Here is a 21,752-nt window from a genome sequence, read left to right as displayed (position 1 = left end):
GGTGTCAGGGGGCGAGGGCCCCCGTTCCGGCGAAAGGCGGCGGTCATGGTCACTCACGTTCCGGCCGAGGAGTACGGCGACGAGCGCGGGGCCCTGCTCTCCTTCCTGGCGGAGCAGCGCGGCGGGATCCGGCGGGCGGTGCTCGGGCTGACGGACGAGCAGGCGAGCTGCCGTCCCAGTGTGAGCGAGCTGTCCCTCGCGGGGCTGGTCAAGCATGTCGCAGAGGTCGAGCAGGGCTGGGTCGCGCGGGCCAAGGGTGAGGCGCCGGCCATCGAGCGCGACGAGAGCAACTGGCACGAGTGCTTCGTCCTCGTGGCAGGCGAGAGCGTCGAGTCGCAGCTCGCGTACTGGGAGAAGGTGGCCGCGGACACGGAGGCGTTCATCCGCTCCGTACCGAGCCTCGACGACACCTTCGCCCTGCCGGACCAGCCGTGGTTCCCGCCGGGGGGCCGCGTGTCGATGCGCTGGCTGGTGCTGCACCTGATCCGCGAGACGGCCCGGCACGCGGGGCACGCGGATGTCATCCGGGAGTCCCTGGACGGGAAGACGGCCTTTGAGCTGGTTGCTCTCGCCGGAATGTGAGGTCATAACCTGGACCGCATGTCAGCGATCCGTCTCCTCGTGCTCGGCGCGGTCCGTATGCACGGCCGCGCCCACGGCTACCAGGTGCGCAACGACCTGGAGTACTGGGGCGCGCACGAGTGGTCCAACGCCAAGCCCGGCTCGATCTACCACGCGCTGAAGCAGATGGCGAAGCAGGGCCTGCTGCACGCCCACGAGATCGCGCCGTCCACGGCGGGCGGCCCGCCGCGCGTGGAGTACGAACTCACGGACGCCGGCACCGAGGAGTACTTCACGCTGCTGCGGGACGCGCTGGTCACGTACGACCAGCGGGGAGATGTGAAGACGGCAGCCGTCGGCTTCATGGTCGATCTGCCGAGGGCCGAGGCCGTGACGCTCCTGAAGGAGCGGACCCGGCGGATCGAGGAGTGGCGGGCCTCCGTCGTGGCCCACTACGTGCCCGAGGACGGGCCCGAGCAGCTCGGCCACATCGGCGAGATCATGAACATGTGGGTCCACACGGCGGACTCCGAGAGAACCTGGACCGGCGGGCTGATCGAGCGGCTGGAGAAGGGCGCCTACACGTTCGCCGACGAGGGCGACCCGTTCGTCGGCGTACTGGCCGAGGGCGAGGAGAACCCGTACGCGACGGGGGAGTCCCATCCCGAGGACGCTCTCTAGTCCAGGCTCTAATCAAGTTTGACTAACCCTGGAGGCTGGTTTACCTTCGAGCGGGTAGTCAAGTTTGACTAGCGAGGGAGAAGCAGTGGCCGACGCGGCGATCACCGTCGAAGGGGCACGCAAGAAGTACGGCGGCAAAGCCGGCAAGAACGCACTGGACGGGCTCGACCTCACGGTCGCGCACGGCACCGTGCACGCAGTGCTCGGCCCGAACGGGGCCGGCAAGACCACCCTGGTCCGGATCCTGTCCACCCTGCTGCGGCCGGACGGCGGCCACGTCGAGGTGGCCGGGCACGACGTGGTGCGCCACGCGTACGAGGTGCGCCTGCGCATCGGCCTGCTCGGCCAGCACGCGGCCGTGGACGAGGAGTTGGGCGGCCATCAGAACCTGGAGATGTTCGGCCGCCTCCACCACCTCGGCGCCCGCCGCGCGCGCGTGCGCGCCGACGAACTCCTGGAGCGCTTCGGCCTGGCCGACACCGGCCGCAAGCCGGTCAAGCAGTACAGCGGAGGCATGCGCCGCCGGCTGGACCTGGCCGCCTCACTCATCACCGACCCGGAGGTGCTCTTCCTCGACGAACCCACCACCGGACTCGACCCGCGCGGCCGCGCCGAGGTCTGGTCCGCCGTCCGCTCCCTCGTCGGCGGCGGCACCACGGTCCTGCTCACCACCCAGTACCTGGAGGAGGCCGACCAACTCGCCGACCGCATCTCGGTCGTGGACGCCGGCCGGGTCATCGCCGACGGCACGTCGGACGAGCTGAAGGCACTGACCGGCGGCGACCGCATCGACGTCGTCCTGCGCGACGCCGGGCAACTGGGCGCGGCGGTCGCCCTGTTGCCGGTCCCCGCGTCGGGCGTCTCCGTCGACACCGACCGCCGCCTGCTCAGCGCCCCGGTCACCGACCGGATGGCGGCGCTCTCCGGCGTCGTACGGGCCCTGGAGGCGGCCGGAATAGAGGCGGCGGACATCGCCCTGCGCCGGCCGACGCTGGACGAGGTGTTCCTGCGCCTCACCGAGGACGAGCACCGAGTGAAGGAGCCCGTATGAGTATGAGCACGAACGCCGGCGCGCACGCGCTGACCGACTCCTGGACCATGACCCGCCGCGAACTCGCCCACTGGGCGCGGCAGCCCGTGCAGGTCGTGGTCAACCTGGTCTTTCCCGTGATGCTGCTGCTGATGTTCGGCTATCTGATCGGCGGCGGCCGGGGGGTCGAGGGCTCCTACATCGACTATCTCGTCCCCGGGATGCTCGCGCTCACCATGGCCTTCGGACTGGAGGGCACGATGATCGCGGTCACCCAGGACCTCAACAAGGGTGTGATCGACCGCTTCCGGTCCATGCCGATGACCAACGGGGCCGTCCTGGTGGGCCGTTCCGCAGCCGACATGCTCCAGTCGGCGCTGGCGCTGCTCGTCCTCATGGGCGTCGGCCACGCCCTCGGCTGGCGCGTGGACGGCGGCCCCGGGGCCTTCCTGGGCGCCTTCGGGCTGCTGCTGCTCTTCCGCTTCGCCATGCTGTGGATCGGCATCCATCTGGCGCTGGTGGCCGGCAGGCCGGAGATGGTGCAGGCGGTGCAGATCCTGGTCTGGCCGATCGCCTTCCTGTCCAACGCGCTCGCCCTGCCCGAGTCCATGCCCGGCTGGCTGGCCGCGGTCGTCGACCGGAACCCGATGTCCCACACGGCGACGGCCGTACGGGACCTGTTCGCCGGCACGGGCACCGCGCACCTGGCGGCGGCGATCGTATGGCCGCTGGTCCTCCTGGCGGTGTTCTTCCCACTGGCCGTACGACGGTTCGCGCGCATGAGCCGTTAGCGGCCACGCCCTGTCGTCAATTCCCGTCGTCCGCCCGAAGGGCGGGCCGCGCGCCCGCCGCGATGGGGGTGCCCCCGCGCAAGCCGAGGGAAGCCGGTTCGAGCGTGGGGGAGGCGCCACGTGGGCTTTCGCGCGGTGCGGCGAGTGGGGGTACCTCCCACGCCCTCAAGGCAGTGGGGGAGCGTGCATGACGCCGCGCGGCAGGCGGGAATTTGACGACAGGCCTAGTGGTGGAAGCCGGTGGCCGCCTCCCTGTCCCGGGTGAAGGGGTGCGGCTGGCGGCGCAGCTCCGGCAGGGCACGGCTCAGGTCCGCCACGAACAGCTCGGCGAGGTCGGCGGAGAAGCCGTTGCGGCAGACGACCCGCAGCACGGACAGGTCCTGGCGGTGGGGCGGGAAGGTGTACGCCGGGACCAGCCAGCCCGTCTCCCGCATCCGCCGGGAGACGTCGAAGACGTCGTACGCCCGCACGTCCGGGGCCGTGGTGAAGGCGAACACCGGCAGTTGGTCGCCCCGGGTCAGCAGCCGGAAGTCGCCGAGCTTCTCCACGGCCCGGGCGAGCCGGCCGGCCACGTCCCGCGCGGTCTGCTGCACCGCCCGGTAGCCCTGGCGGCCCAGCCGCAGGAACGAGTAGTACTGCGCCACGACCTGGGCGCCCGGCCGGGAGAAGTTCAGCGCGAAGGTCGGCATGTCGCCGCCCAGGTAGTTGACGCGGAACACGAGCTCCTCGGGCAGCGCCTCGGCGTCCCGCCACAGCGCCCAGCCGACCCCGGGGTAGACGAGCCCGTACTTGTGCCCCGAGGTGTTGATCGAGGCGACCCTCGGCAGCCGGAAGTCCCACTCCAGGTCCTCGTCGAGGAAGGGCGCCACCATGGCGCCGGACGCGCCGTCGACGTGCACCGGGACGTCGAGCCCCGTGCGCCCCTGAAGGGCGTCGAGGGCCGCGCACAGCTCCGCGATCGGCTCGTAGGAACCGTCGAAGGTGGAGCCGAGGATCCCGACGACCCCGATGGTGTTCTCGTCGCACAGCTCGGCCGCCGCCTGCGGATCGAGATGGAACCGCTCGCCCTCCATCGGCACCAGGCGGGGCTCGACCTCCCAGAAGTTGCAGAACTTGTCCCAGCAGACCTGGACGTTGATCCCCATCACGAGGTTGGGGCGCGCGCCCGGATAGCGGTCGGCGTTGCGCTTGGCCCAGCGGCGCTTCAGCGCCATCCCCGCGAGCATGCACGCCTCGCTGGAGCCGGTCGTCGAACAGCCCACGGCCGCCGCCGGATCGGGCGCGTGCCACAGATCGGCGAGCATCGCCACGCAGCGCCGCTCCAGCTCGGCGGTGCGCGGGTACTCGTCCTTGTCGATCATGTTCTTGTCCCGGCACTCCGCCATCAGCACATCGGCCTGCGGCTCCATCCACGTGGTGACGAAGGTGGCCAGGTTGAGCCGGGAGTTGCCGTCCAGCATCAGCTCGTCGTGCACCAGCTGATAGGCCGTCGACGGCGCGAGCGGCGCGTCGGGCAGCCGATGCGTGGGCGGGGCGTCGGCCATGCCGCCGACCGGGTTCGCCTCGCCGTAGAAGGGGTTCACGGACAGGTGACGCTCGTCGGGGTCCCGGGGACCTCTGTGCAACGACATGGGCCTGCCTCCTGCATTCCTGAACGGGTGTCAGCGGACCGGAGTTCCGTCCGCGCGCAACTGCATCTGGGGCCGCCCGGTCACCAGCAGCCAGGCCGGCAGCGAGGCGATGCACAACAGGGCGATGATCGAGGGCGAGGCGACCAGGACGGCGGCGGTGAACAGGCTCACCCAGCCCTGCCGGGTGATCGCCAGCAGCACGCCCAGCACGCCCGCGGACACCCCCACCGCCGGGTGCACGTCCGACACCAGGGCATGGGCGGTGAGGCCGAGCGCGGCGCCGACGAAGACGGCCGGGAAGATCCGCCCGCCCCGGAACCCGCAGGACGCGGCGACGACCAGCGCGGCCAGCTTGACGACCGTCATCGTGGCGAACTCCCCGGCCGTCCAGCCGTCCGGATCGGCCGCCAGCTCCCCGACCTCGTCCAGCCCCTTGAAGAGCGTCAGATGGCCGCCCAGCGCCCCCAGGAGCCCCAGCACGACCCCGCCGACGGGCAGCGCCACCATCGGGTGCCGCAGCCGACGGAAGACGGCGTGCACATGGGGGAAGGCGTGGACCGCCGCCATGCCGAGCAGCGCCGCCGCCGAGGCGACCACCAGCGCCGCCAGCAGGTCCACCCAGCCGGGACGCCCGAACGCGGGCAGATCCAGGTCGAAGCTGGGCTCGGCCACCAGGTTGACGGTCATCGCCCCCGCCGCGGCCGACACCAGCGGTGCGAACACGTTGTCCCACAGCGCGCCCCGCGTCTCACGCGTCGCCAGCGCCTCCGACAGCAGCAGTGCCGCCGCTACCGGCGTCCCGAACAGCGCGCCGATCGTCGCCGCCTCCGCCAGCATCGGCCACAGCCGGCCAGGGGCCCGGGGCACGAGGCGGTGGCCCAGCCAGTAGGCCAGGCCCACGTTCACCGCGATGATCGGGTTCTCCGGGCCCAGGCTCGGCCCGCCCGCCAGCATCAGCGCCGTCGCCAGCGCCAGCCCGGGCAGCACCGAGAGCGGCAGCACGGGCGCGTCCAGGCCGATGGTGGCGGGATCGGGCCCGGCGTGCCCCGGCGCCTTCCACACCACCAGGCCCACCGCGATCCCGGTGGCGGTGAGCATCACCAGCATCCACAGCACCGAGTAGCGGCCCACGCCCAGGGCGTCCGGCAGATCGCCCCACAGCACGTCCTGGAGCGCCTCGGCCGCCTCGCTCACCCCCAGGAGCAGCAGGCTCGCCATCACGCCCACGGCCAGGGCGGGCAGGATCGACGGCAGCAGCATGCGCGCCGGGGTCGCCGGAGCGGGGGGCGCCTGCCCCGGGGTTTCCTGGGCCACCAGCTCACCATAAGCGGGCATAACGGACGCTTCATTTCGGGCCGGGTGACACAGGCGCGACAACGGGCTTGCACCTCACGTCGCGTGAGGAGCCACCGTGGAGCGCGTACCGAGAAGGGAGCGGAAGTGAGCTACTCCGTGGGACAGGTCGCCGGATTCGCCGGTGTGACGGTGCGCACCCTGCACCACTACGACGACATCGGCCTGCTCGTACCCGGCGAGCGCAGCCACGCGGGCCACCGGCGCTACAACGACGCCGACCTCGACCGGCTGCAGCAGATCCTGTTCTACCGCGAGCTCGGCTTCCCGCTCGAGGAGGTCGCCGCCCTGCTCGACGACCCGGACGCGGACCCGCGCACTCACCTGCGCCGGCAGCACGAGCTGCTGACCGCCCGGATCGAGAAGCTGCAGAAGATGGCGGAGGCCGTGGAACACGCCATGGAGGCACGCAAGATGGGGATCAATCTGACGCCGGAGGAGAAGTTCGAGGTGTTCGGGGACTTCGACCCGGACCAGTACGAGGAGGAGGTGCGGGAGCGCTGGGGCGACACCGACGCCTACCGGCAGTCACAGCAGCGCGCGGCCTCCTACACCAAGGAGGACTGGCAGCGGATCCAGCGCGAGGCCGACGAACTCACGCGGCGTTTCGTCGCGCTCATGGAGGCCGGCGAGCCGGCGGACTCCGAGGCCGCCATGGACGCCGCCGAGGAGCACCGCCAGGGGATCTCCCGCAACCACTACGACTGCGGGCACGAGATGCACGCGTGCCTCGGTGAGATGTACGTCGCCGACGAGCGGTTCACGCACAACATCGACAAGGCCAAGCCGGGGCTCGCCGTCTACATGAAGGACGCGATCCTCGCCAACGCCGCCCGCCACACCTCGTGACGCCCTGGCCCGGGAGGGGCCGTACGGGTCACTCCCGGGTCAGGACCACCGCGGTCCCGTAGGCGCACACCTCGGTGCCCACGTCGGCCGCCTCGGTCACGTCGAACCGGAACATCAGCACCGCGTTCGCGCCACGCGCGCGTGCCTGCTCGACGAGCCGCTCCATGGCCTGGTTCCGGGTCTCCACCAGCGTCTTGGTGAGCCCCTTGAGCTCACCGCCCACCAGCGACTTCAGACCGGCGCCGATCTGACTGCCGACGTGCCGGGAGCGCACGGTCAGTCCGAAGACCTCGCCGATGACCTGTGTGACCCGGTATCCGGGGACGTCATTCGTGGTCACTACCAGAACGTCCGGCTGGGGTCCCTGCCCGCCGCCGTAATCTTCGATGCCCATGCCTCACAGCTTTGTCCCGGCGGGCGCACAGTGCATCCTGAACGGGTCCATGGAACCTGGGCGACCGGTACGGCGTTGATATTTTTGACCCGCCAGTCACAGCCCGCCCGCCCCTTCCCCGCAGGAGCCACAATCCCGTGACCACGCTTGCGCTCGGCCCCGAGTGGCTCAGCCCGGACTATCTGATCGAGACCTTCAGCCTCCCCGGCATCCTGCTGATCGTCTTCGCCGAGTCCGGCCTCTTCGCGTTCCTGCCCGGGGACTCCCTGCTGTTCACGGCGGGCCTGTTCGTGGCCGAGGGGAACTACATCACCCAGCCCCTGTGGCTGGTCTGCACGCTCATCGTCCTGGCCGCCGTCATCGGCGACCAGGTCGGCTACATGATCGGCAAGTTCTTCGGCCCGAGGCTCTTCAACCGCCCCAACTCCAAGCTCTTCAAACAGGAGAACCTGGAGAAGGCCCACGAGTTCATGGAGAAGTACGGCCCCAAGGCGATCGTCCTCGCCCGCTTCGTCCCGATCGTGCGCACCTTCGCCCCCATCGTGGCGGGCGCCGGCCGTATGAAGTACGCCACGTTCTTCACGTACAACGTCATCGGCGGCATCGCCTGGGGCTCCGGCGTCACCCTCGCGGGCTACTGGCTCGGCCAGATCGAGTTCATCAAGACCAACGTCGAGGCGATCCTCGTCCTCATCGTCTTCGTCTCGGTGGTCCCGATCATCATCGAGTTCCTGCGGGAGCGCGCCAAGAAGAAGCGCGCCGCCGCCGAGGCTCCCGTCGCCGTACAGCACCAGCAGCATCCGCAGATGGACGACGCGACGACCCAGCTGCGCCGGATCCCGTCCGACGACCAGCCCCAGCAGCCGCCGTACGGCAACCAGGGGAGCCAGCAGTACGGCTACGACCAGCAGTACTACGGCCGGCAGCCCCAGCAGCAGCCGTACGCCCAGCAGTACCCGCAGGGTTACGGCCAACAGAACCACCAGAACCAGCAGTACCCGCCGAACCAGGGCTACTGAACCGCCCCGAGCAGGTGACCGAGCCGCCAGGCACTCAGAATCCTCGAGTCCGCTTGGCGGCTCGCCGCTTCTCCGGCGACCCGATCCGCAGGAACAACCGCGAGATCTCGGAGCCGAGGTTCACCCCGATGGCGATGGCCATGGCCAGGGACGCCGCCGTGGCCAGCCAGACAAGCCCCGCGTCCACGTCGTTCTGCGCGATCGACAGCAGCCCGAAGTAGGTGGCGGAACCCGGCAGCAGGGGCCCGATCGCGGCGGTGGTGTAGGGCAGCGCCGACGCGAACTGGTACCGCGCCATCAACTGTCCGAACAACCCCACCACGCCCGCGGCGACGGCCGTGGAAGCGACCGGCGACAGCTCGCCGGCGTAGTGCATGGCGCCGTACACCACCCAGGCGACGCCCCCGTTGAGGGTCACGGCGAGCACGGTGGATCGTTCCTGCTGGAGCAGCACGGCGAAGGTCAGCGCCAGCAGCATCGACGCGGCGATCTGCCAGTACGGCCGGTTGGAGACGTGCAGCGCCGCGTCGGGGTCCAGCTCGGCACCGAGATTGACCCCGAAGTACAGGACCACCAGCACCCCGACGACGATGCCGACGAAGAAGTACAGCACCTCCAGCAGCCGCGCGGACGCGGTGATGTAGTAGCCGGTCAGCCCGTCCTGCACGCCCGCCACCAGCGCCCGCCCGGGCAGCAGCGCGAACAGCCCACCGGTGATGACCGCCGACGCTCTCACATCGGCGTGCGTCAGCGTCAGCGCGATCCCTATCGCCGCGGGGGGCATCGCGGCCACCGTGAACTGGTAGAACTCCGGCAGCCCGCGCCCCGCGCACAGCCACGCCAGCCGGTCGCCGAGCATCGCGCCGATCGCGGCGGCGAAGAACACCAGCACCCCACCGCCGACCAGTACGGAGGCCGCGCCCGCGAGCAGCCCGCTCGCCGCGGTCAGCACCCAGGTCGGGTACGGGTGCCGGTTGCGGCGGATCTCCGCCAGCCGCCCGTAGGCCTCCTCCAGGGAGATATGGGTCTCCGGGTCGCTGAGGTCGTCCACGAGCCGGTACACGGCCGCCAGACGCGTGTAGTCGGTGCCGCGCCGCCGTACCGTGCGCGATGCCGACACCGGATCGTCCACCAGTGACGGCTGATACGAGACCGACAGCAGCGTGAAGGTGACGTTCGGCTCGCACCGGTCCAGGCCGTAGGACCGGCAGACCGCGAACATCGCCGCCTCCACGTCCTCGGCGCCCTCACCGCCCGCCAGCAGCAGCTCGCCGATACGCAGCGTCAGGTCCAGCACGCGCGGAACGGCCGGGCCCTCCTCCTCCGCCTTCGGCATCGGCTCCGGGGCGGGCCGCTCGGCCACCGGCATGCGCAGCATCGTGCGCATCCGGTCCTGCCAGGGCAGGTCCTTGGTCAGGCTTATCCGCGGGATGCCGGTGGCGGGAGTGAACGCGGGCGGGGCGTCCTCGACGCTGTAGCCGCTCGGCGTGCTGAACGCCGACCCCTCGGGTTCCTGCACCGGCTGCTGCGGTACGTCCAGCCCCTGAGGGAGGGCGAACTCGGAGGTGGTCTCCGACTCGCTGTCCCCCACCTCGATTCCCGCGGGCGGAGTGAAGGCCATCCTCGCCTCGTCCGACTGCGGCTTGCGGTCCTCCCAGTCCGTCACCTGCGTAGCGCTCCTCGTACGACACCTCCTGCAGCCCTCAGTATGCGCACAGACGCACGAACGGACTGCACGCCCACGCGTACAGCCCGTTCACATGGCGGGAAGCGGCCGGAAGCCGCCGGTGGCTCAGTGGCCGCCCTGGTCCTTGAAGCGCTTGTACGACCGCTCGATCTCGGCCTCGGCCTCGGTGCGGCCCACCCAGTCGGCGCCCTCGACCGACTTGCCGGGCTCCAGGTCCTTGTAGACCTCGAAGAAGTGCTGGATCTCCAGGCGGTCGAACTCCGACACGTGGTGGATGTCACGCAGGTGCTCCACGCGCGGGTCCGTCGCCGGCACGCACAGCAGCTTGTCGTCTCCGCCGGCCTCGTCCGTCATCCGGAACATGCCGATCGCACGGCACTTGATGAGGCAGCCCGGGAAGGTCGGCTCGTCCAGGATGACCAGCGCGTCCAGCGGGTCGCCGTCCTCGCCGAGGGTGTTCTCGACGAAGCCGTAGTCGGTCGGGTAGGCGGTCGAGGTGAAGAGGCGACGGTCCAGGCGGATCCGACCGGTCTCGTGGTCCACCTCGTACTTGTTCCGCGAACCCTTCGGGATCTCGATCGTGACGTCGAACTCCACCGGTGGCTCCTCCATGATCAACACATAGTTCTGGTGGTTAAGTGTCCCTCACGCAGGTGTGTGATCGCGAAAGGGGCTGGTGGTCGTGCCGGAGCTGAGGCCGTGGCGGGCCGCGAGACCGCATGTGACGCGGGCCGCGGGCGCCGTTCGACCGCGTCTGGCACGGGCCGCACAGGCCGTACGCCCACGTCTCGCCCGCGCCGCGACGGCCGCGAAACCGCGGGTCGTACGGCTCGCGCGAGCCGTCTCCCCGCAGGCCGCACGCATCGCGAGGCCGAAGACCTGGCAGTACACCGCGGGCGCCGCCACCGCCGGACTGGCGCTGGCCGCCGGAGTGGTGACCGCCGCCGGCCCCTGGGACTCCACCGGTCAGCGTACGGCCGAGCGGGACCGGGCGGTCGCCCAGGAGCGCACGGGTGGCGCAGATCACGGGCGTAATACCGATACATCCGATTCCTCTGGCTCCTCTGATTCCTCCGATTCCTCCGGTACGACGGCCGAGGGGCCCCGCCCCGCCCCCAGCGCCGCCTCCGTCCTGACCGGCCTGGGCGGCGGCACCAGCACCGTGAAGTCGGCCCCGAACGGCAAGGCCCTGGCCGACCTCATGGGCCCGCTCCTGGACGCCCCGGAGCTGGGCAGCCAGCTGTCGGCGGCGGTCGTGGACGTGGCCAGCGGCAAACGCCTGTACGGCGAGGGCGGCGCCGAGGCCCTCACCCCCGCCTCCACGACGAAGATCGCCACCGCCGCGGCCGCCCTCGCCGCGCTCGGCCCCGACCACCGCCTCACCACCCGCGCCGCCCTGGAACCCGACACGAAGGAACTGGTCCTGGTCGGCGGCGGCGACCCCACCCTCACCGCCCGCAAGGAGGCCGACGGCTGGGCGAGCCTGCGCGACCTGGCCGACCGGACGGCCGAGGCGCTGAAGAAGCGGGACGTACGCCAGGTCACCCTCTCGTACGACAAGACGCTCTACGCCGGACCCGAGCGGCACCCGATCGGCAAGAACCCCAATCTGGCCCCGGTCAGCGCCCTGATGGTCGACGAGGGCCGCACGGACGACTCCACCAGCGGCACGGCGGCCCGGGTCCCGGACCCGGCGAAGGACGCGGCGGCCAAGTTCGCCGACCTCCTCGCCGACCGCGGCATCAAGACCACCGCACCCGGCCCGTCCAAGGCGACGAACCGCGCCGAGCCGCTCGCCGAGGTCTCCTCACCGCCGCTGTCCGCCCTGGTCGAGCGCATGCTCACCAACAGCGACAACGACATCGCCGAGGCCCTGGCCCGCCAGACCGCCGTGGCCAGCGGCGCACGCGCCGACTTCGACGGCGCCGGCAAGGCGATCGGCGACCGGCTCGAGAAGCTCGGCCTCCCGGTGGCCGGCTCCGACTTCAAGGACGGCAGCGGCCTCAACCGCGCCGACCGGCTCACCGCCGACCTCCTCACGGCCCTCCTGGCCAAGGCGGCCGACCCGGCCCACCCACAACTCCGCCCGATCCTGACCGGCCTCCCCGTCGCCGGCTTCACCGGCACCCTCACCACCCGCTACACGGACGGCGCGGCCGGCATCGTCCGGGCCAAGACCGGCACCCTCACCGGCGTCAACGCCCTGGCCGGCACCGCCGTCGACCAGGACGGCCACCTCTTCGCCTTCGCCTTCCTGGCGACGGGCACGACGAACCGGGACGCGGCACAGTCGGCGCTGGACAGGACGGCGACGGCACTGGCGTCGTGCGGTTGCGGCTAGGGGTGTTCTGAAAGCCCTCGCACCGCACCCCTGCTCCAGCCGACCGCCACGGCCTGCCCCAAGAGGGAGCGCTCACGTACGGTTGACACATGACGAGCATCGGTGGTGCCGAGATGGTCGACTGGAATCTCGCGGTGGCGACCGCGACCCGGCTCGTACGGCCGGGCCCCGAGGTGAGCCGCGACGAGGCCCGGGCCGTCGTCGCCGAGCTGCGCCGACACGCCAAGTCCTCGGAGGAACACGTCCGGGGCTTCACCCGGATGGGCACGGACGACATCCACGACACCCCCGTCCTCGTCGTCGACCGCCCCGGCTGGGTCCGGGCGAACGTCGCCGGCTTCCGCGAGATCCTCAAGCCCCTCCTCGACAAGATGCAGGAACGCCGCACCAGCAGCCCCGGCGGCGCGGTCCTCGGCGCGGTCGGCGGCAAGGTCACCGGCGTCGAACTCGGAATGCTGCTGTCCTTCCTCGCCTCCCGCGTCCTCGGTCAGTACGAGACCTTCGCCCCCGCCACCCGCGAACTCCCCGCGGGCGAGAACGGCGGCGGCCGCCTCCTCCTCGTCGCCCCGAACATCGTGCACGTCGAGCGCGAACTCGACGTCCAGCCCCACGACTTCCGCCTGTGGGTGTGCCTGCACGAGGAGACCCACCGCACGCAGTTCAGCGCCGTCCCCTGGCTGCGGGACCACCTGGAGGGCGAAATCCAGTCATTCCTGGGGGAGACCGACGTCGACCCCATGACCGTCCTCGAACGCATCCGCGAAGCCGCACAGTCCCTCTCGGGCGGCCGGCCCGAGGCCGAGGAGGACGACGGCGGGCGCTCCTTCGTGGAACTGGTGCAGACCCCGGCCCAGCGGGAGATCCTCGGCCGCCTCACCGCCGTGATGTCCCTCCTGGAAGGCCACGCCGACTTCGTCATGGACGGCGTCGGCCCGGCCGTGGTGCCGTCCGTCGCCGAGATCCGCGAGAAGTTCCAGCAGCGCCGCGCCAAGGGCGCCTCCCGACTGGACATGGCCCTGCGCAAACTGCTCGGCCTGGACGCCAAACTCCGGCAGTACCGCGACGGCGAACGCTTCGTGCGGTCCGTCGTGGAACAGGTCGGCATGGACGGCTTCAACCGCGTGTGGACGTCCCCGAACACCCTCCCCACCAAGGCGGAGATCGCCAAACCCGCGGACTGGATCGCGCGGGTGCACCGCAAGACGGAGTCGTGAATCGCGCGCCGCGTTGTGAATCTCATACGAAGGTCGTGAACCGAATCCGGCCGACGGCAGGCGAACGCCCCTCCAATCACCCGTCCGAGGGACCGTGAGCCATGGGTAGGCGTGCGATGCTCGGGGAACGGCCCGGTTCTGTCACCATCTACACACTCTGAGTGACCGAACTCGGACTCACCCCCCGACAACTTCATGAAGGGAACCGGACATGGGTCCCCATCCTGCGGTCGCGGCGATACGCCTGGCGGTCCGCCGCGTCCTCCACGACATCCTCACCGAACACAACCGCACCACCGCCGTACCGACCGGCGCCCCCCGCGCCGCCCACGACACGGCGCTCGAAACGTCGTACGCGCTCCCCGGACCGCCCCCCCGGGAGCCCCTGCACGCTGCCCCGCACGAGCGGCCCCCCTCCCCGCTCGTGCTCGTGGCGTGCTCCGGCGGCGCCGACTCCATGGCCCTCGCCTCCGCCCTCGCGTTCGAAGCCCCCAAACTCGGCATCCGCGCCGGCGGCATCACCGTCGACCACGGACTGCAGCCCGGCTCCGACCTGCGCGCCGACGAAGTCGTCCAGCGCCTGCGCGAACTCGGCCTCGACCCGGCCGAGTCCATCGCCGTGACCGTCGGCCGCACCGGCGGACCCGAGGCCGCCGCCCGCGACGCCCGCTACGCCGCCCTCGACGCCGCCGCCGTCCGCCACGGCGCCGTTGCCGTCCTGCTCGGCCACACCCGCGACGACCAGGCCGAGACCGTGCTGCTCGGCCTCGCCCGCGGCTCCGGCATCCGCTCCCTGTCCGGAATGGCCGCGGTCTCCGGGGCCGGCGGCCGCTACCGGCGCCCCTTCCTCGGGCTCGACCGGCAGACCGCCCGCAAGGCCTGCATGGTCCAGTCCCTGCCGGTCTGGGACGACCCCCACAACTCCGACCCCGCGTACACGCGTTCGCGCCTGCGCCAGGAAGGGCTGCCCGCCCTGGAGAAGGCGCTCGGCAAGGGCGTCGTCGAGGCCCTCGCCCGCACCGCCCAGCTCTCCCGCGACGACGCCGACGCCCTCGACGCCTGGGCCAGCCAGGCCGAGGCCGCCGTACGCGATGCGACCGGACTGCTGGAGTGCGCCAAGCTGTACGCGCTGCCGCCCGCCGTACGCCGCCGGATCCTGCGCCGCGCCGCCATCGAGGCCGGGGCGCCCGCCGGTTCCCTGTTCGCCCGGCACATCGAGGAAGTCGACCGTCTGATCACCGGCTGGCGCGGCCAGGGAGCCATCAACCTCCCCGGCAAAGTCGTCGCCCAGCGGCAGGGTGGCAGACTGGTGATTCGGCAAGGCTGATTCCCGACCCCTCCGAGGCATGTCGTGGAGGGGCCAGGCCGGCCAGGAATGCGGGACGACCGACCGAAAGTGATGCGGGTGGACGCGAAAGACATGGGTGCCGACCTCCAGCAGGTGCTCATCACCAAGGAAGAGATCGACGCCAAGCTGGCCGAGCTGGCAGCGAAGATCGACGCGGAGTACGAGGGCAAGGACGTGCTGATCGTCGGCGTCCTCAAGGGCGCGGTGATGGTGATGGCCGACCTCGCAAGGGCGCTGTCCACCCCCGTCACCATGGACTGGATGGCCGTGTCGTCGTACGGCGCCGGCACCCAGTCCTCCGGTGTCGTGCGGATCCTCAAGGACCTCGACACCGACATCAAGGGCCGGCACGTCCTGATCGTCGAGGACATCATCGACTCCGGACTGACCCTGTCCTGGCTGATCAACAACCTCGGCTCCCGCGAGCCCGAGTCCCTGAAGATCTGCACCCTGCTGCGCAAGCCGGACGCCGCGAAGGTCGCCATCGACGTCGAGTGGGTCGGCTTCGACATCCCCAACGAGTTCGTCGTCGGCTACGGCCTCGACTACGCCGAGAAGTACCGCAACCTCCCGTTCGTCGGTACGCTCGCGCCCCACGTCTACGGCGGCTGAGCCCGAAGGGCCCAAGCACCGTACGAAGATCGGGAACCCCGGCGGGCCTCGCGCCGTTGGAGCATGCAGACGGGCTTGCCAGCCGTCCCGTGCGGCTGCGGGCGACAAAGCTGGGGTACCGTCAGAAGAACTGTCTTATCAAACTCACTATGGCAGGAGGGACGGGGCGGCACCGCTCCGTATGGATGGACGTGAAGCGATACTTCCGTGGGCCGGTCATGTGGATCGTGCTGGCCGTCCTTGCCGTGGTCGTGTTGATGCAGGTCGTCGGCTCGTCCGAGGGCTACAAGACGGTGGACACCGGCCAGGTCGTCCAGGCGATCAACGAGAACAAGGTCGAGTCGGTCAAGCTGACCACCGGCGACGAGCAGACCGTCAAGGCCCAGCTCAAGGACGGCCAGAAGGTCGAGGGCAGCTCCAAGATCCAGGCGAGCTACATCGGCGACCAGGGTGTGGCCATCGCCAACACACTGCAGAACAAGTACGAGCAGAAGCAGATCCCGGACGGCTACACGGTCTCGCCGTCCAAGCAGAACCCGTTCGTCGGCATCCTGCTCTCCCTGCTTCCCTTCGTCCTCATCGTCGTCGTGTTCCTGTTCCTGATGAATCAGATGCAGGGCGGCGGCTCCCGAGTCATGAACTTCGGCAAGTCCAAGGCGAAACTCATCACCAAGGACACCCCGAAGACGACGTTCTCGGACGTCGCCGGCTCGGACGAGGCCGTGGAAGAGCTCCAGGAGATCAAGGAGTTCCTCCAGGAACCGGCGAAGTTCCAGGCCGTGGGTGCCAAGATCCCCAAGGGCGTCCTGCTCTACGGGCCTCCCGGCACCGGCAAGACGCTCCTCGCGCGCGCCGTCGCCGGCGAGGCGGGCGTCCCCTTCTACTCGATCTCCGGTTCCGACTTCGTCGAGATGTTCGTCGGCGTCGGTGCCTCCCGAGTCCGTGACCTGTTCGAGCAGGCCAAGGCGAACGCCCCGGCGATCGTCTTCGTCGACGAGATCGACGCGGTCGGCCGCCACCGCGGCGCCGGCCTCGGCGGCGGTCACGACGAGCGCGAGCAGACCCTGAACCAGCTGCTCGTCGAGATGGACGGCTTCGACGTCAAGGGCGGCGTGATCCTCATCGCCGCGACGAACCGGCCCGACATCCTCGACCCGGCCCTCCTGCGCCCCGGCCGCTTCGACCGCCAGATCGCGGTCGACCGCCCGGACATGCAGGGCCGTCTGGAGATCCTCAAGGTCCACCAGAAGGGCAAGCCGGTCGCACCGGACGTCGACCTGTCGGCGGTCGCCCGCCGCACCCCGGGCTTCACCGGCGCGGACCTGAGCAACGTCCTCAACGAGGCCGCGCTGCTCACGGCCCGCTCGGACAAGAAGCTGGTCGACAACCAGATGCTGGACGAGGCCATCGACCGCGTCGTGGCGGGCCCGCAGAAGCGGACCCGGATCATGTCGGACAAGGAAAAGAAGATCACCGCGTACCACGAGGGCGGACACGCCCTGGTCGCGGCGGCCTCCCCCAACTCCGACCCGGTCCACAAGATCACGATCCTGTCCAGAGGCCGCGCCCTCGGCTACACGATGGTCCTGCCGGACGAGGACAAGTACTCGACCACGCGCAACGAGATGCTGGACCAGCTGGCCTACATGCTGGGCGGCCGCGCGGCCGAGGAACTCGTCTTCCACGACCCGACCACGGGCGCGGCCAACGACATCGAGAAGGCCACGGCCACGGCCCGCGCGATGGTCACGCAGTACGGCATGACCGAGCGTCTGGGCGCCATCAAGTTCGGCGGCGACAACACCGAGCCCTTCCTCGGACGTGAGATGGCTCACCAGCGCGACTACTCGGAAGAGGTCGCCGCACTGGTGGACGAGGAAGTCAAGAAGCTCATCGAGAACGCGCACAACGAGGCCTGGGAGATCCTGGTCGAGAACCGCGACGTCCTCGACAACCTGGTGCTCGCGCTGCTGGAGAAGGAGACGCTCGGCAAGGAGGAGATCGCCGAGATCTTCGCCCCGATCGTCAAGCGCCCGCCGCGGCCCGCCTGGACCGGTTCCTCCCGCCGTACGCCGTCCACCCGTCCGCCGGTGCTCTCCCCCAAGGAGCTCGCACTGACGAACGGCGCCAACGGTGCGACCCCGGCGATCAGCACCGCCAAGTCGACGGTGACGGAGCCCGCCCCGGCGACCGAGCCGGCTCCTGAGGAGCGTCCCGAGAGCTGACGCCCGGGCCAGGTGTCCTCACCTGGCCCGGAATGGATGCCGCGCCCCCCTGGTTCTAGCCTGGGGGGCGCGGCATTTTCCGTATGCCCGCAGTTCAGACGCGCACGTGGCCCACACGCGCGCGACCCGCAGAGGAACGAGGCACCACATGACCGACCCCGTGACGCTGGATGGCGAGGGCTTCATCGGCGAGTTCGACGAGAAGCGCGCCGAGAACGCCGTACGTGAGCTGCTGATCGCGGTCGGGGAGGATCCTGATCGGGAGGGGCTTCGGGAGACTCCGGCGCGGGTGGCACGGGCGTACAAGGAGATCTTCGGAGGGCTGTGGCAGAAGCCCGAGGACGTGCTGACGACGACGTTCGACATCGGGCACGACGAGATGGTGCTCGTGAAGGACATCGAGGTGTACTCGACCTGTGAGCATCATCTGGTGCCGTTCCGGGGCGTCGCTCACGTCGGATACATCCCGGCCACGTCCGGCAAGATCACCGGGCTGTCCAAGCTGGCCCGGTTGGTGGATGTCTATGCCCGTCGGCCGCAGGTGCAGGAACGTCTCACTACCCAGATCGCGGACTCCCTGATGGAGATCCTGGAGCCCCGCGGCGTCATCGTAGTCGTGGAGTGCGAGCACATGTGCATGTCGATGCGCGGCATCCGCAAGCCGGGCGCCAAGACCATAACGTCGGCGGTGCGTGGTCAGCTGAGGGACGCGGCGACGCGCAACGAGGCGATGAGCCTCATCATGGCCCGCTGACGACCAGTCCGCACCGACCCCGCGCTACACCGTCGGCGCCGCCCCCGTGCCGTTGTGTTCGTCGTCCTCCGGGAGTTTGCACACTCGTTCCAGGAAGATCGCCGCCACTATGACGCCGATGCCGGCCAGGACCGAGAAGCCGGCGTAGATGGCCTGGTCGCGGCGGGCGGGGACGTCGAGGGATTCCAGGAGGAAGACGCCGGTGCCTCCGTACATGCCGGCGACGAGGGCGGCCACCAGGGCGCTGGCCTGGCCGAAGACGACCGCGCGGGCCGCCATCAGGGGATCGACGCCCTTGGCCTCGGGGCGGCGTTCGCGCTGGGCCTTGAGGCGGGCGCGGATCGACAGCGCCGTGGACAGCAGGATCACGGCGATGATCGCCAGGACGATGGGGGCGGCCAGGGGGACGCTGGGCAGGGTCCCCACGGCGTTCCAGAGGCGGGCGCCCGCCCAGGACAGGACACCGGCGACGATGAACACGCCGACCAGCGTCCTGATGCGCAGCTCTCTCACGGTGTTCCTTCAGCTCCCCCGGGTGCCCGCGGATTGTGGTCGTCTTGACCTTAACGACTACTCGGGCAGCCGGAGTTCCAGATCCTCGCGCGGCGCGACGCCGTCCTGGGGGACGGTGCCGAGCAGATCGGCGACCGCGCCGCGGCCCGGCAGCTGGGCCTCGGGCTCCAGGTCGTGCCAGGGAGCGAGGACGAAGGCCCGTTCGTGGGCGCGCGGGTGGGGCAGGGTGAGGTGCGGGTCGTCGGAGACGAGTTCGGCGTAGGCGACGATGTCGACGTCGAGGGTGCGTGCGCCCCAGCGCTCGTCGCGGACCCGGTGGAAGGCCTCCTCGACCGCGTGCGCCCGCTCCAGGAGGGAGGACGGGGGGAGTGTGGTCTTGAGGACCACGATCGCGTTGAAGTAGGTGGGCTGGCTGCCGGGCTCGACGCCCCAGGGCTCGGTCTCGTAGACGGGGGAGACACCCTTGATGCGTACGCCGGGGGTGTCCTCCAGCGCGTCGATGGCGCCCTGGAGGGTCTCCAGGCGGTTGCCCAGGTTGGAGCCGAGGGAGAGCACGGCCCGTTTGGGGTTGTGCAGGGTGGTGTCGGCGGCGTCGACCTTCTCGACGACGGAGGCGGGTACCGGCTGTACGGTCGGGTCGCTGGGGCCCTTGAGGAAGGGTGCAGTCATACTCGGCTCCGGGTGATGGTGACGGTCACGTCGTCGAAGGGGACCGTGATCGGCGCGTCCGGCTTGTGGACGGTGACCTCGACCTCCTGGACCCCCTCGTGCTTCAGACAGGCCTGGGCGACGCGTGCGGCGAGCGTCTCGATGAGGTTGACCGGCTCGCCCTCGACGACGGCCACGACCTCCTCCGCCACGATGCCGTAGTGCACGGTCTTCGCCAGGTCGTCGTCGGCGGCGGCAGGCCGGGTGTCCAGGCCCAGGACGAGGTCCACGACGAAGGTCTGGCCCTCCCTGCGTTCCTCCGGGAACACACCGTGGTACCCGCGGGCCTTCAGGCCGCGCAGCGCGACACGATCCACGCGAATCACTCCTGCAATCGTCGGTGACGGCCGGTCGATGCCGTGTGCGGGCGGCACACCGGCCTCGAACGAATCTACCTGCGGGCACTGACAGAACCGGGCCACGGGGCGTGGGCCCGGTCCGGGGCCGGCAGGATTCATCGTGTGTTTCCCCTGGGGAACCCGGCGGCTCACGGGTTGGTAGCCGCCCCTACCCGCACACGCGTGATTCCAACCACTTCTTGGTCCCGTCGGGGCGCCCGTGGTGATTCCTGCGGCGGCCCTTGATACGTCGCCTACCCACTCAGGAGGGGGTCTCGTCGCCTTCTTCCTCGTCGTTTTCGGCGAGCACGGGCGAGGCGTGGTGCGACCACATCTTCCAGCCGTCGGGCGTGCGCCGGAACACGTTCGTGGCGACCACGAGCTGGCCCACGAGCGGACCGAGCTCCTCCCCGGCGTCGGGCGCGGGGCCGCCGCTGAGGATGTTCTCGGTGCAGGTCACCAGGGCGGTGTCGCCGGTGACGGAGACATGCACGTCGGTGAGGAAGAACTGGATGTAGTCGGTGTTCGCCATGATCAGGGCGTACGACCTGAGGACCTCCCCGCGTCCGGTGAGCACCGGCCAGCCGGGGTGCACACAGGAGATCACGCCGGCGTCGGCCGGGTCGTGGTAGGTCTCGTCGACACCGAGGTCGGACGGGGTGAGCCAGAGCGCGGACAGCGCTTCGAAGTCGCCGCGCTCCATCGCCTCGTAGAAGGCGGTGTTGGCGGCTTCCACTTGTTCGACATCGGTGTGGGGGGCGCTCACCGGGCTCCTTCGGCGGCGTCCGCTCCGGGCGCGTTCCCGGCGTCACGCGCCTCGCGCGCCTCCTCGATGGCGCGTGCGACGCGCACCGCGTCCGCCGTGGCGCGCACCTCGTGTACACGCACCGCCCACGCGCCGGCGTGCGCCGCGAGAGCCGAGACGGCGGCCGTGGCGGCGTCGCGCTCCCGGGCGGGCGGCGGCGCGCCCTCCGGTCCGGCGAGGACCCGGCCGAGGAACCGCTTGCGGGAGGCGGCGACGAGGAGGGGGTGGCCGAGGGCGAGCAGGCGGTCGAGGTGGGCGAGGAGGACGAGGTCGTGCTCGGCGTCCTTGGAGAAGCCGAGGCCGGGGTCGACGACGATGCGGTCGGGGGCGATGCCGCCGGCCAGGACGGCCTCCACGCGCGCGTGCAGCTCCTCGACGACCTCGGCGACGACGTCGTCGTAGACGCCCTTGACGTTCCCGCCCTCCAGGAAGCCGCGCCAGTGCATGACGACGAAGGGGGCGTCGGTGTCGGCGACGACCGGGATCATCGCGGGGTCGGCGAGGCCACCGCTGACGTCGTTGACGAGGGCGGCGCCGGCGGCGAGGGCCTGCTCGGCGACGGAGGCGCGCATGGTGTCCACGGAGACCGTGACGCCCTCGGCGGCGAGGCCGCGGACGACGGGGACGACGCGGCGCAGCTCCTCGTCCTCGTCGACCCGGGTGGCGCCGGGGCGGGTGGACTCGCCGCCGACGTCGACCAGGTCGGCGCCCTCCTCGACCAGGGCGAGGCCGTGCTTGACGGCGGATGTGGTGTCGAACCAGCGGCCGCCGTCGGAGAAGGAGTCGGGGGTCACGTTGACCACCCCCATGACCGCGCAGCGGTCCCACGCCGGAAGGCCCGCGACACGCCCGCGTCCGCTCTGCTTGCTCATATGTTCAGCGTAGGCCCAGCAAGGAC

General features: G+C 70.7%; 22 protein-coding genes. 12 read left to right on the top strand and 10 right to left on the bottom strand.

What is annotated here, in order from left to right:
* Positions 1-45 precede the first annotated feature (45 nt).
* From IM697_RS42260 to IM697_RS42245, 4 genes are all read left to right on the top strand, one after another.
* Complete coding sequence (locus tag IM697_RS42260; RefSeq protein WP_194042581.1) at positions 46-582, top strand: DinB family protein; 537 nt, start codon at positions 46-48, stop codon at positions 580-582.
* 18 nt (positions 583-600) lie between these two features.
* On the top strand, positions 601-1,242 hold the full coding sequence (locus IM697_RS42255) for a PadR family transcriptional regulator (RefSeq protein ID WP_194042578.1): 642 nt from the start codon (positions 601-603) through the stop codon (positions 1,240-1,242).
* An 85-nt stretch (positions 1,243-1,327) separates the two neighbouring features.
* Entirely contained in the window at positions 1,328-2,293 is a 966-nt protein-coding gene (locus IM697_RS42250; RefSeq protein ID WP_194042576.1) for an ATP-binding cassette domain-containing protein, read from the top strand.
* A complete protein-coding gene (locus tag IM697_RS42245; RefSeq protein ID WP_407699586.1) occupies positions 2,290-3,063 on the top strand; it encodes an ABC transporter permease in 774 nt (257 codons plus the stop codon). Before IM697_RS42250 ends, IM697_RS42245 begins: the two co-directional genes overlap by 4 nt.
* Positions 3,064-3,287: 224 nt before the next feature.
* Here IM697_RS42245 and gad read toward each other — a convergent pair whose 3' ends face one another.
* Together gad and IM697_RS42235 are read right to left on the bottom strand one after the other, a co-directional pair.
* Positions 3,288-4,694, bottom strand: a complete 1,407-nt coding sequence (gene gad, locus IM697_RS42240; RefSeq protein ID WP_194042567.1) for a glutamate decarboxylase — start codon at positions 4,692-4,694, stop codon at positions 3,288-3,290.
* Positions 4,695-4,724: 30 nt separating this feature from the next.
* The gene (locus tag IM697_RS42235) at positions 4,725-6,008 is read right to left on the bottom strand and encodes an ion channel protein (RefSeq protein ID WP_194042565.1); all 1,284 of its coding nucleotides are present in this window, start codon (positions 6,006-6,008) and stop codon (positions 4,725-4,727) included.
* 126 nt (positions 6,009-6,134) lie between these two features.
* Between IM697_RS42235 and IM697_RS42230 the strand changes: the two genes are divergently transcribed.
* Complete coding sequence (locus IM697_RS42230; RefSeq protein ID WP_194042563.1) at positions 6,135-6,896, top strand: MerR family transcriptional regulator; 762 nt, start codon at positions 6,135-6,137, stop codon at positions 6,894-6,896.
* A gap of 28 nt (positions 6,897-6,924) precedes the next feature.
* Here the strand turns inward: IM697_RS42230 and IM697_RS42225 are convergent, their stop codons facing one another.
* The gene (locus tag IM697_RS42225) at positions 6,925-7,290 is read right to left on the bottom strand and encodes a YbjQ family protein (protein ID WP_194042561.1); all 366 of its coding nucleotides are present in this window, start codon (positions 7,288-7,290) and stop codon (positions 6,925-6,927) included.
* Positions 7,291-7,427: 137 nt separating this feature from the next.
* Between IM697_RS42225 and IM697_RS42220 the strand changes: the two genes are divergently transcribed.
* On the top strand, positions 7,428-8,309 hold the full coding sequence (locus IM697_RS42220) for a DedA family protein (RefSeq protein ID WP_194042559.1): 882 nt from the start codon (positions 7,428-7,430) through the stop codon (positions 8,307-8,309).
* Positions 8,310-8,343: 34 nt separating this feature from the next.
* Here the strand turns inward: IM697_RS42220 and IM697_RS42215 are convergent, their stop codons facing one another.
* Positions 8,344-9,975 carry a threonine/serine exporter family protein gene (locus tag IM697_RS42215; protein WP_194042558.1) on the bottom strand — a complete coding sequence of 544 codons (1,632 nt, stop codon included), beginning with the start codon at positions 9,973-9,975 and terminating at the stop codon, positions 8,344-8,346.
* A gap of 126 nt (positions 9,976-10,101) precedes the next feature.
* Complete coding sequence (locus tag IM697_RS42210; protein WP_031487466.1) at positions 10,102-10,593, bottom strand: inorganic diphosphatase; 492 nt, start codon at positions 10,591-10,593, stop codon at positions 10,102-10,104.
* A gap of 79 nt (positions 10,594-10,672) precedes the next feature.
* On the opposite strand from IM697_RS42210, the gene dacB reads away from it, so the two are divergent.
* The 6 genes from dacB to folE all read left to right on the top strand — a co-directional run bounded on the left by dacB (position 10,673) and on the right by folE (position 18,490).
* Positions 10,673-12,337, top strand: coding sequence for a D-alanyl-D-alanine carboxypeptidase/D-alanyl-D-alanine endopeptidase (gene dacB / locus IM697_RS42205; protein WP_228044385.1), 1,665 nt, complete (start codon positions 10,673-10,675; stop codon positions 12,335-12,337).
* A gap of 89 nt (positions 12,338-12,426) precedes the next feature.
* Positions 12,427-13,551, top strand: a complete 1,125-nt coding sequence (locus tag IM697_RS42200) for a zinc-dependent metalloprotease (protein ID WP_194042556.1) — start codon at positions 12,427-12,429, stop codon at positions 13,549-13,551.
* A gap of 211 nt (positions 13,552-13,762) precedes the next feature.
* Positions 13,763-14,878, top strand: a complete 1,116-nt coding sequence (gene tilS / locus IM697_RS42195) for a tRNA lysidine(34) synthetase TilS (RefSeq protein WP_194042554.1) — start codon at positions 13,763-13,765, stop codon at positions 14,876-14,878.
* A gap of 72 nt (positions 14,879-14,950) precedes the next feature.
* Positions 14,951-15,511, top strand: coding sequence for a hypoxanthine phosphoribosyltransferase (gene hpt, locus IM697_RS42190; protein WP_194050111.1), 561 nt, complete (start codon positions 14,951-14,953; stop codon positions 15,509-15,511).
* A 185-nt stretch (positions 15,512-15,696) separates the two neighbouring features.
* Positions 15,697-17,736, top strand: a complete 2,040-nt coding sequence (gene ftsH / locus IM697_RS42185) for an ATP-dependent zinc metalloprotease FtsH (RefSeq protein ID WP_194042544.1) — start codon at positions 15,697-15,699, stop codon at positions 17,734-17,736.
* Between the two features lie 148 nt (positions 17,737-17,884).
* Positions 17,885-18,490 (top strand): GTP cyclohydrolase I FolE, encoded by a 606-nt coding sequence (folE, locus tag IM697_RS42180; RefSeq protein ID WP_194042542.1) that lies wholly within the window; start codon positions 17,885-17,887, stop codon positions 18,488-18,490.
* Positions 18,491-18,514: 24 nt separating this feature from the next.
* Here folE and IM697_RS42175 read toward each other — a convergent pair whose 3' ends face one another.
* From IM697_RS42175 to folP, 5 genes are all read right to left on the bottom strand, one after another.
* A complete protein-coding gene (locus IM697_RS42175) occupies positions 18,515-19,003 on the bottom strand; it encodes a DUF3180 domain-containing protein (RefSeq protein ID WP_194042540.1) in 489 nt (162 codons plus the stop codon).
* A 57-nt stretch (positions 19,004-19,060) separates the two neighbouring features.
* Complete coding sequence (gene folK / locus IM697_RS42170) at positions 19,061-19,672, bottom strand: 2-amino-4-hydroxy-6-hydroxymethyldihydropteridine diphosphokinase (RefSeq protein ID WP_194042538.1); 612 nt, start codon at positions 19,670-19,672, stop codon at positions 19,061-19,063.
* Positions 19,669-20,028: a dihydroneopterin aldolase gene (gene folB, locus IM697_RS42165; protein ID WP_194042536.1), complete on the bottom strand. Its 360-nt coding sequence runs from the start codon at positions 20,026-20,028 to the stop codon at positions 19,669-19,671. The genes folK and folB overlap by 4 nt, the downstream gene beginning before the upstream one ends.
* Before the next feature lie 283 nt (positions 20,029-20,311).
* On the bottom strand, positions 20,312-20,815 hold the full coding sequence (locus IM697_RS42160) for a nuclear transport factor 2 family protein (protein WP_194042534.1): 504 nt from the start codon (positions 20,813-20,815) through the stop codon (positions 20,312-20,314).
* The gene (gene folP / locus IM697_RS42155) at positions 20,812-21,726 is read right to left on the bottom strand and encodes a dihydropteroate synthase (RefSeq protein WP_194042532.1); all 915 of its coding nucleotides are present in this window, start codon (positions 21,724-21,726) and stop codon (positions 20,812-20,814) included. The genes IM697_RS42160 and folP overlap by 4 nt, the downstream gene beginning before the upstream one ends.
* Positions 21,727-21,752: the final 26 nt, after the last annotated feature.

This window comes from Streptomyces ferrugineus, assembly GCF_015160855.1.
GTDB classification, from domain to species: Bacteria; Actinomycetota; Actinomycetes; order Streptomycetales; family Streptomycetaceae; genus Streptomyces; species Streptomyces ferrugineus.
The sequence above is the reverse complement of the archived record's forward strand: the minus strand, read 5'-3'. Positions and strand labels throughout refer to the sequence as shown.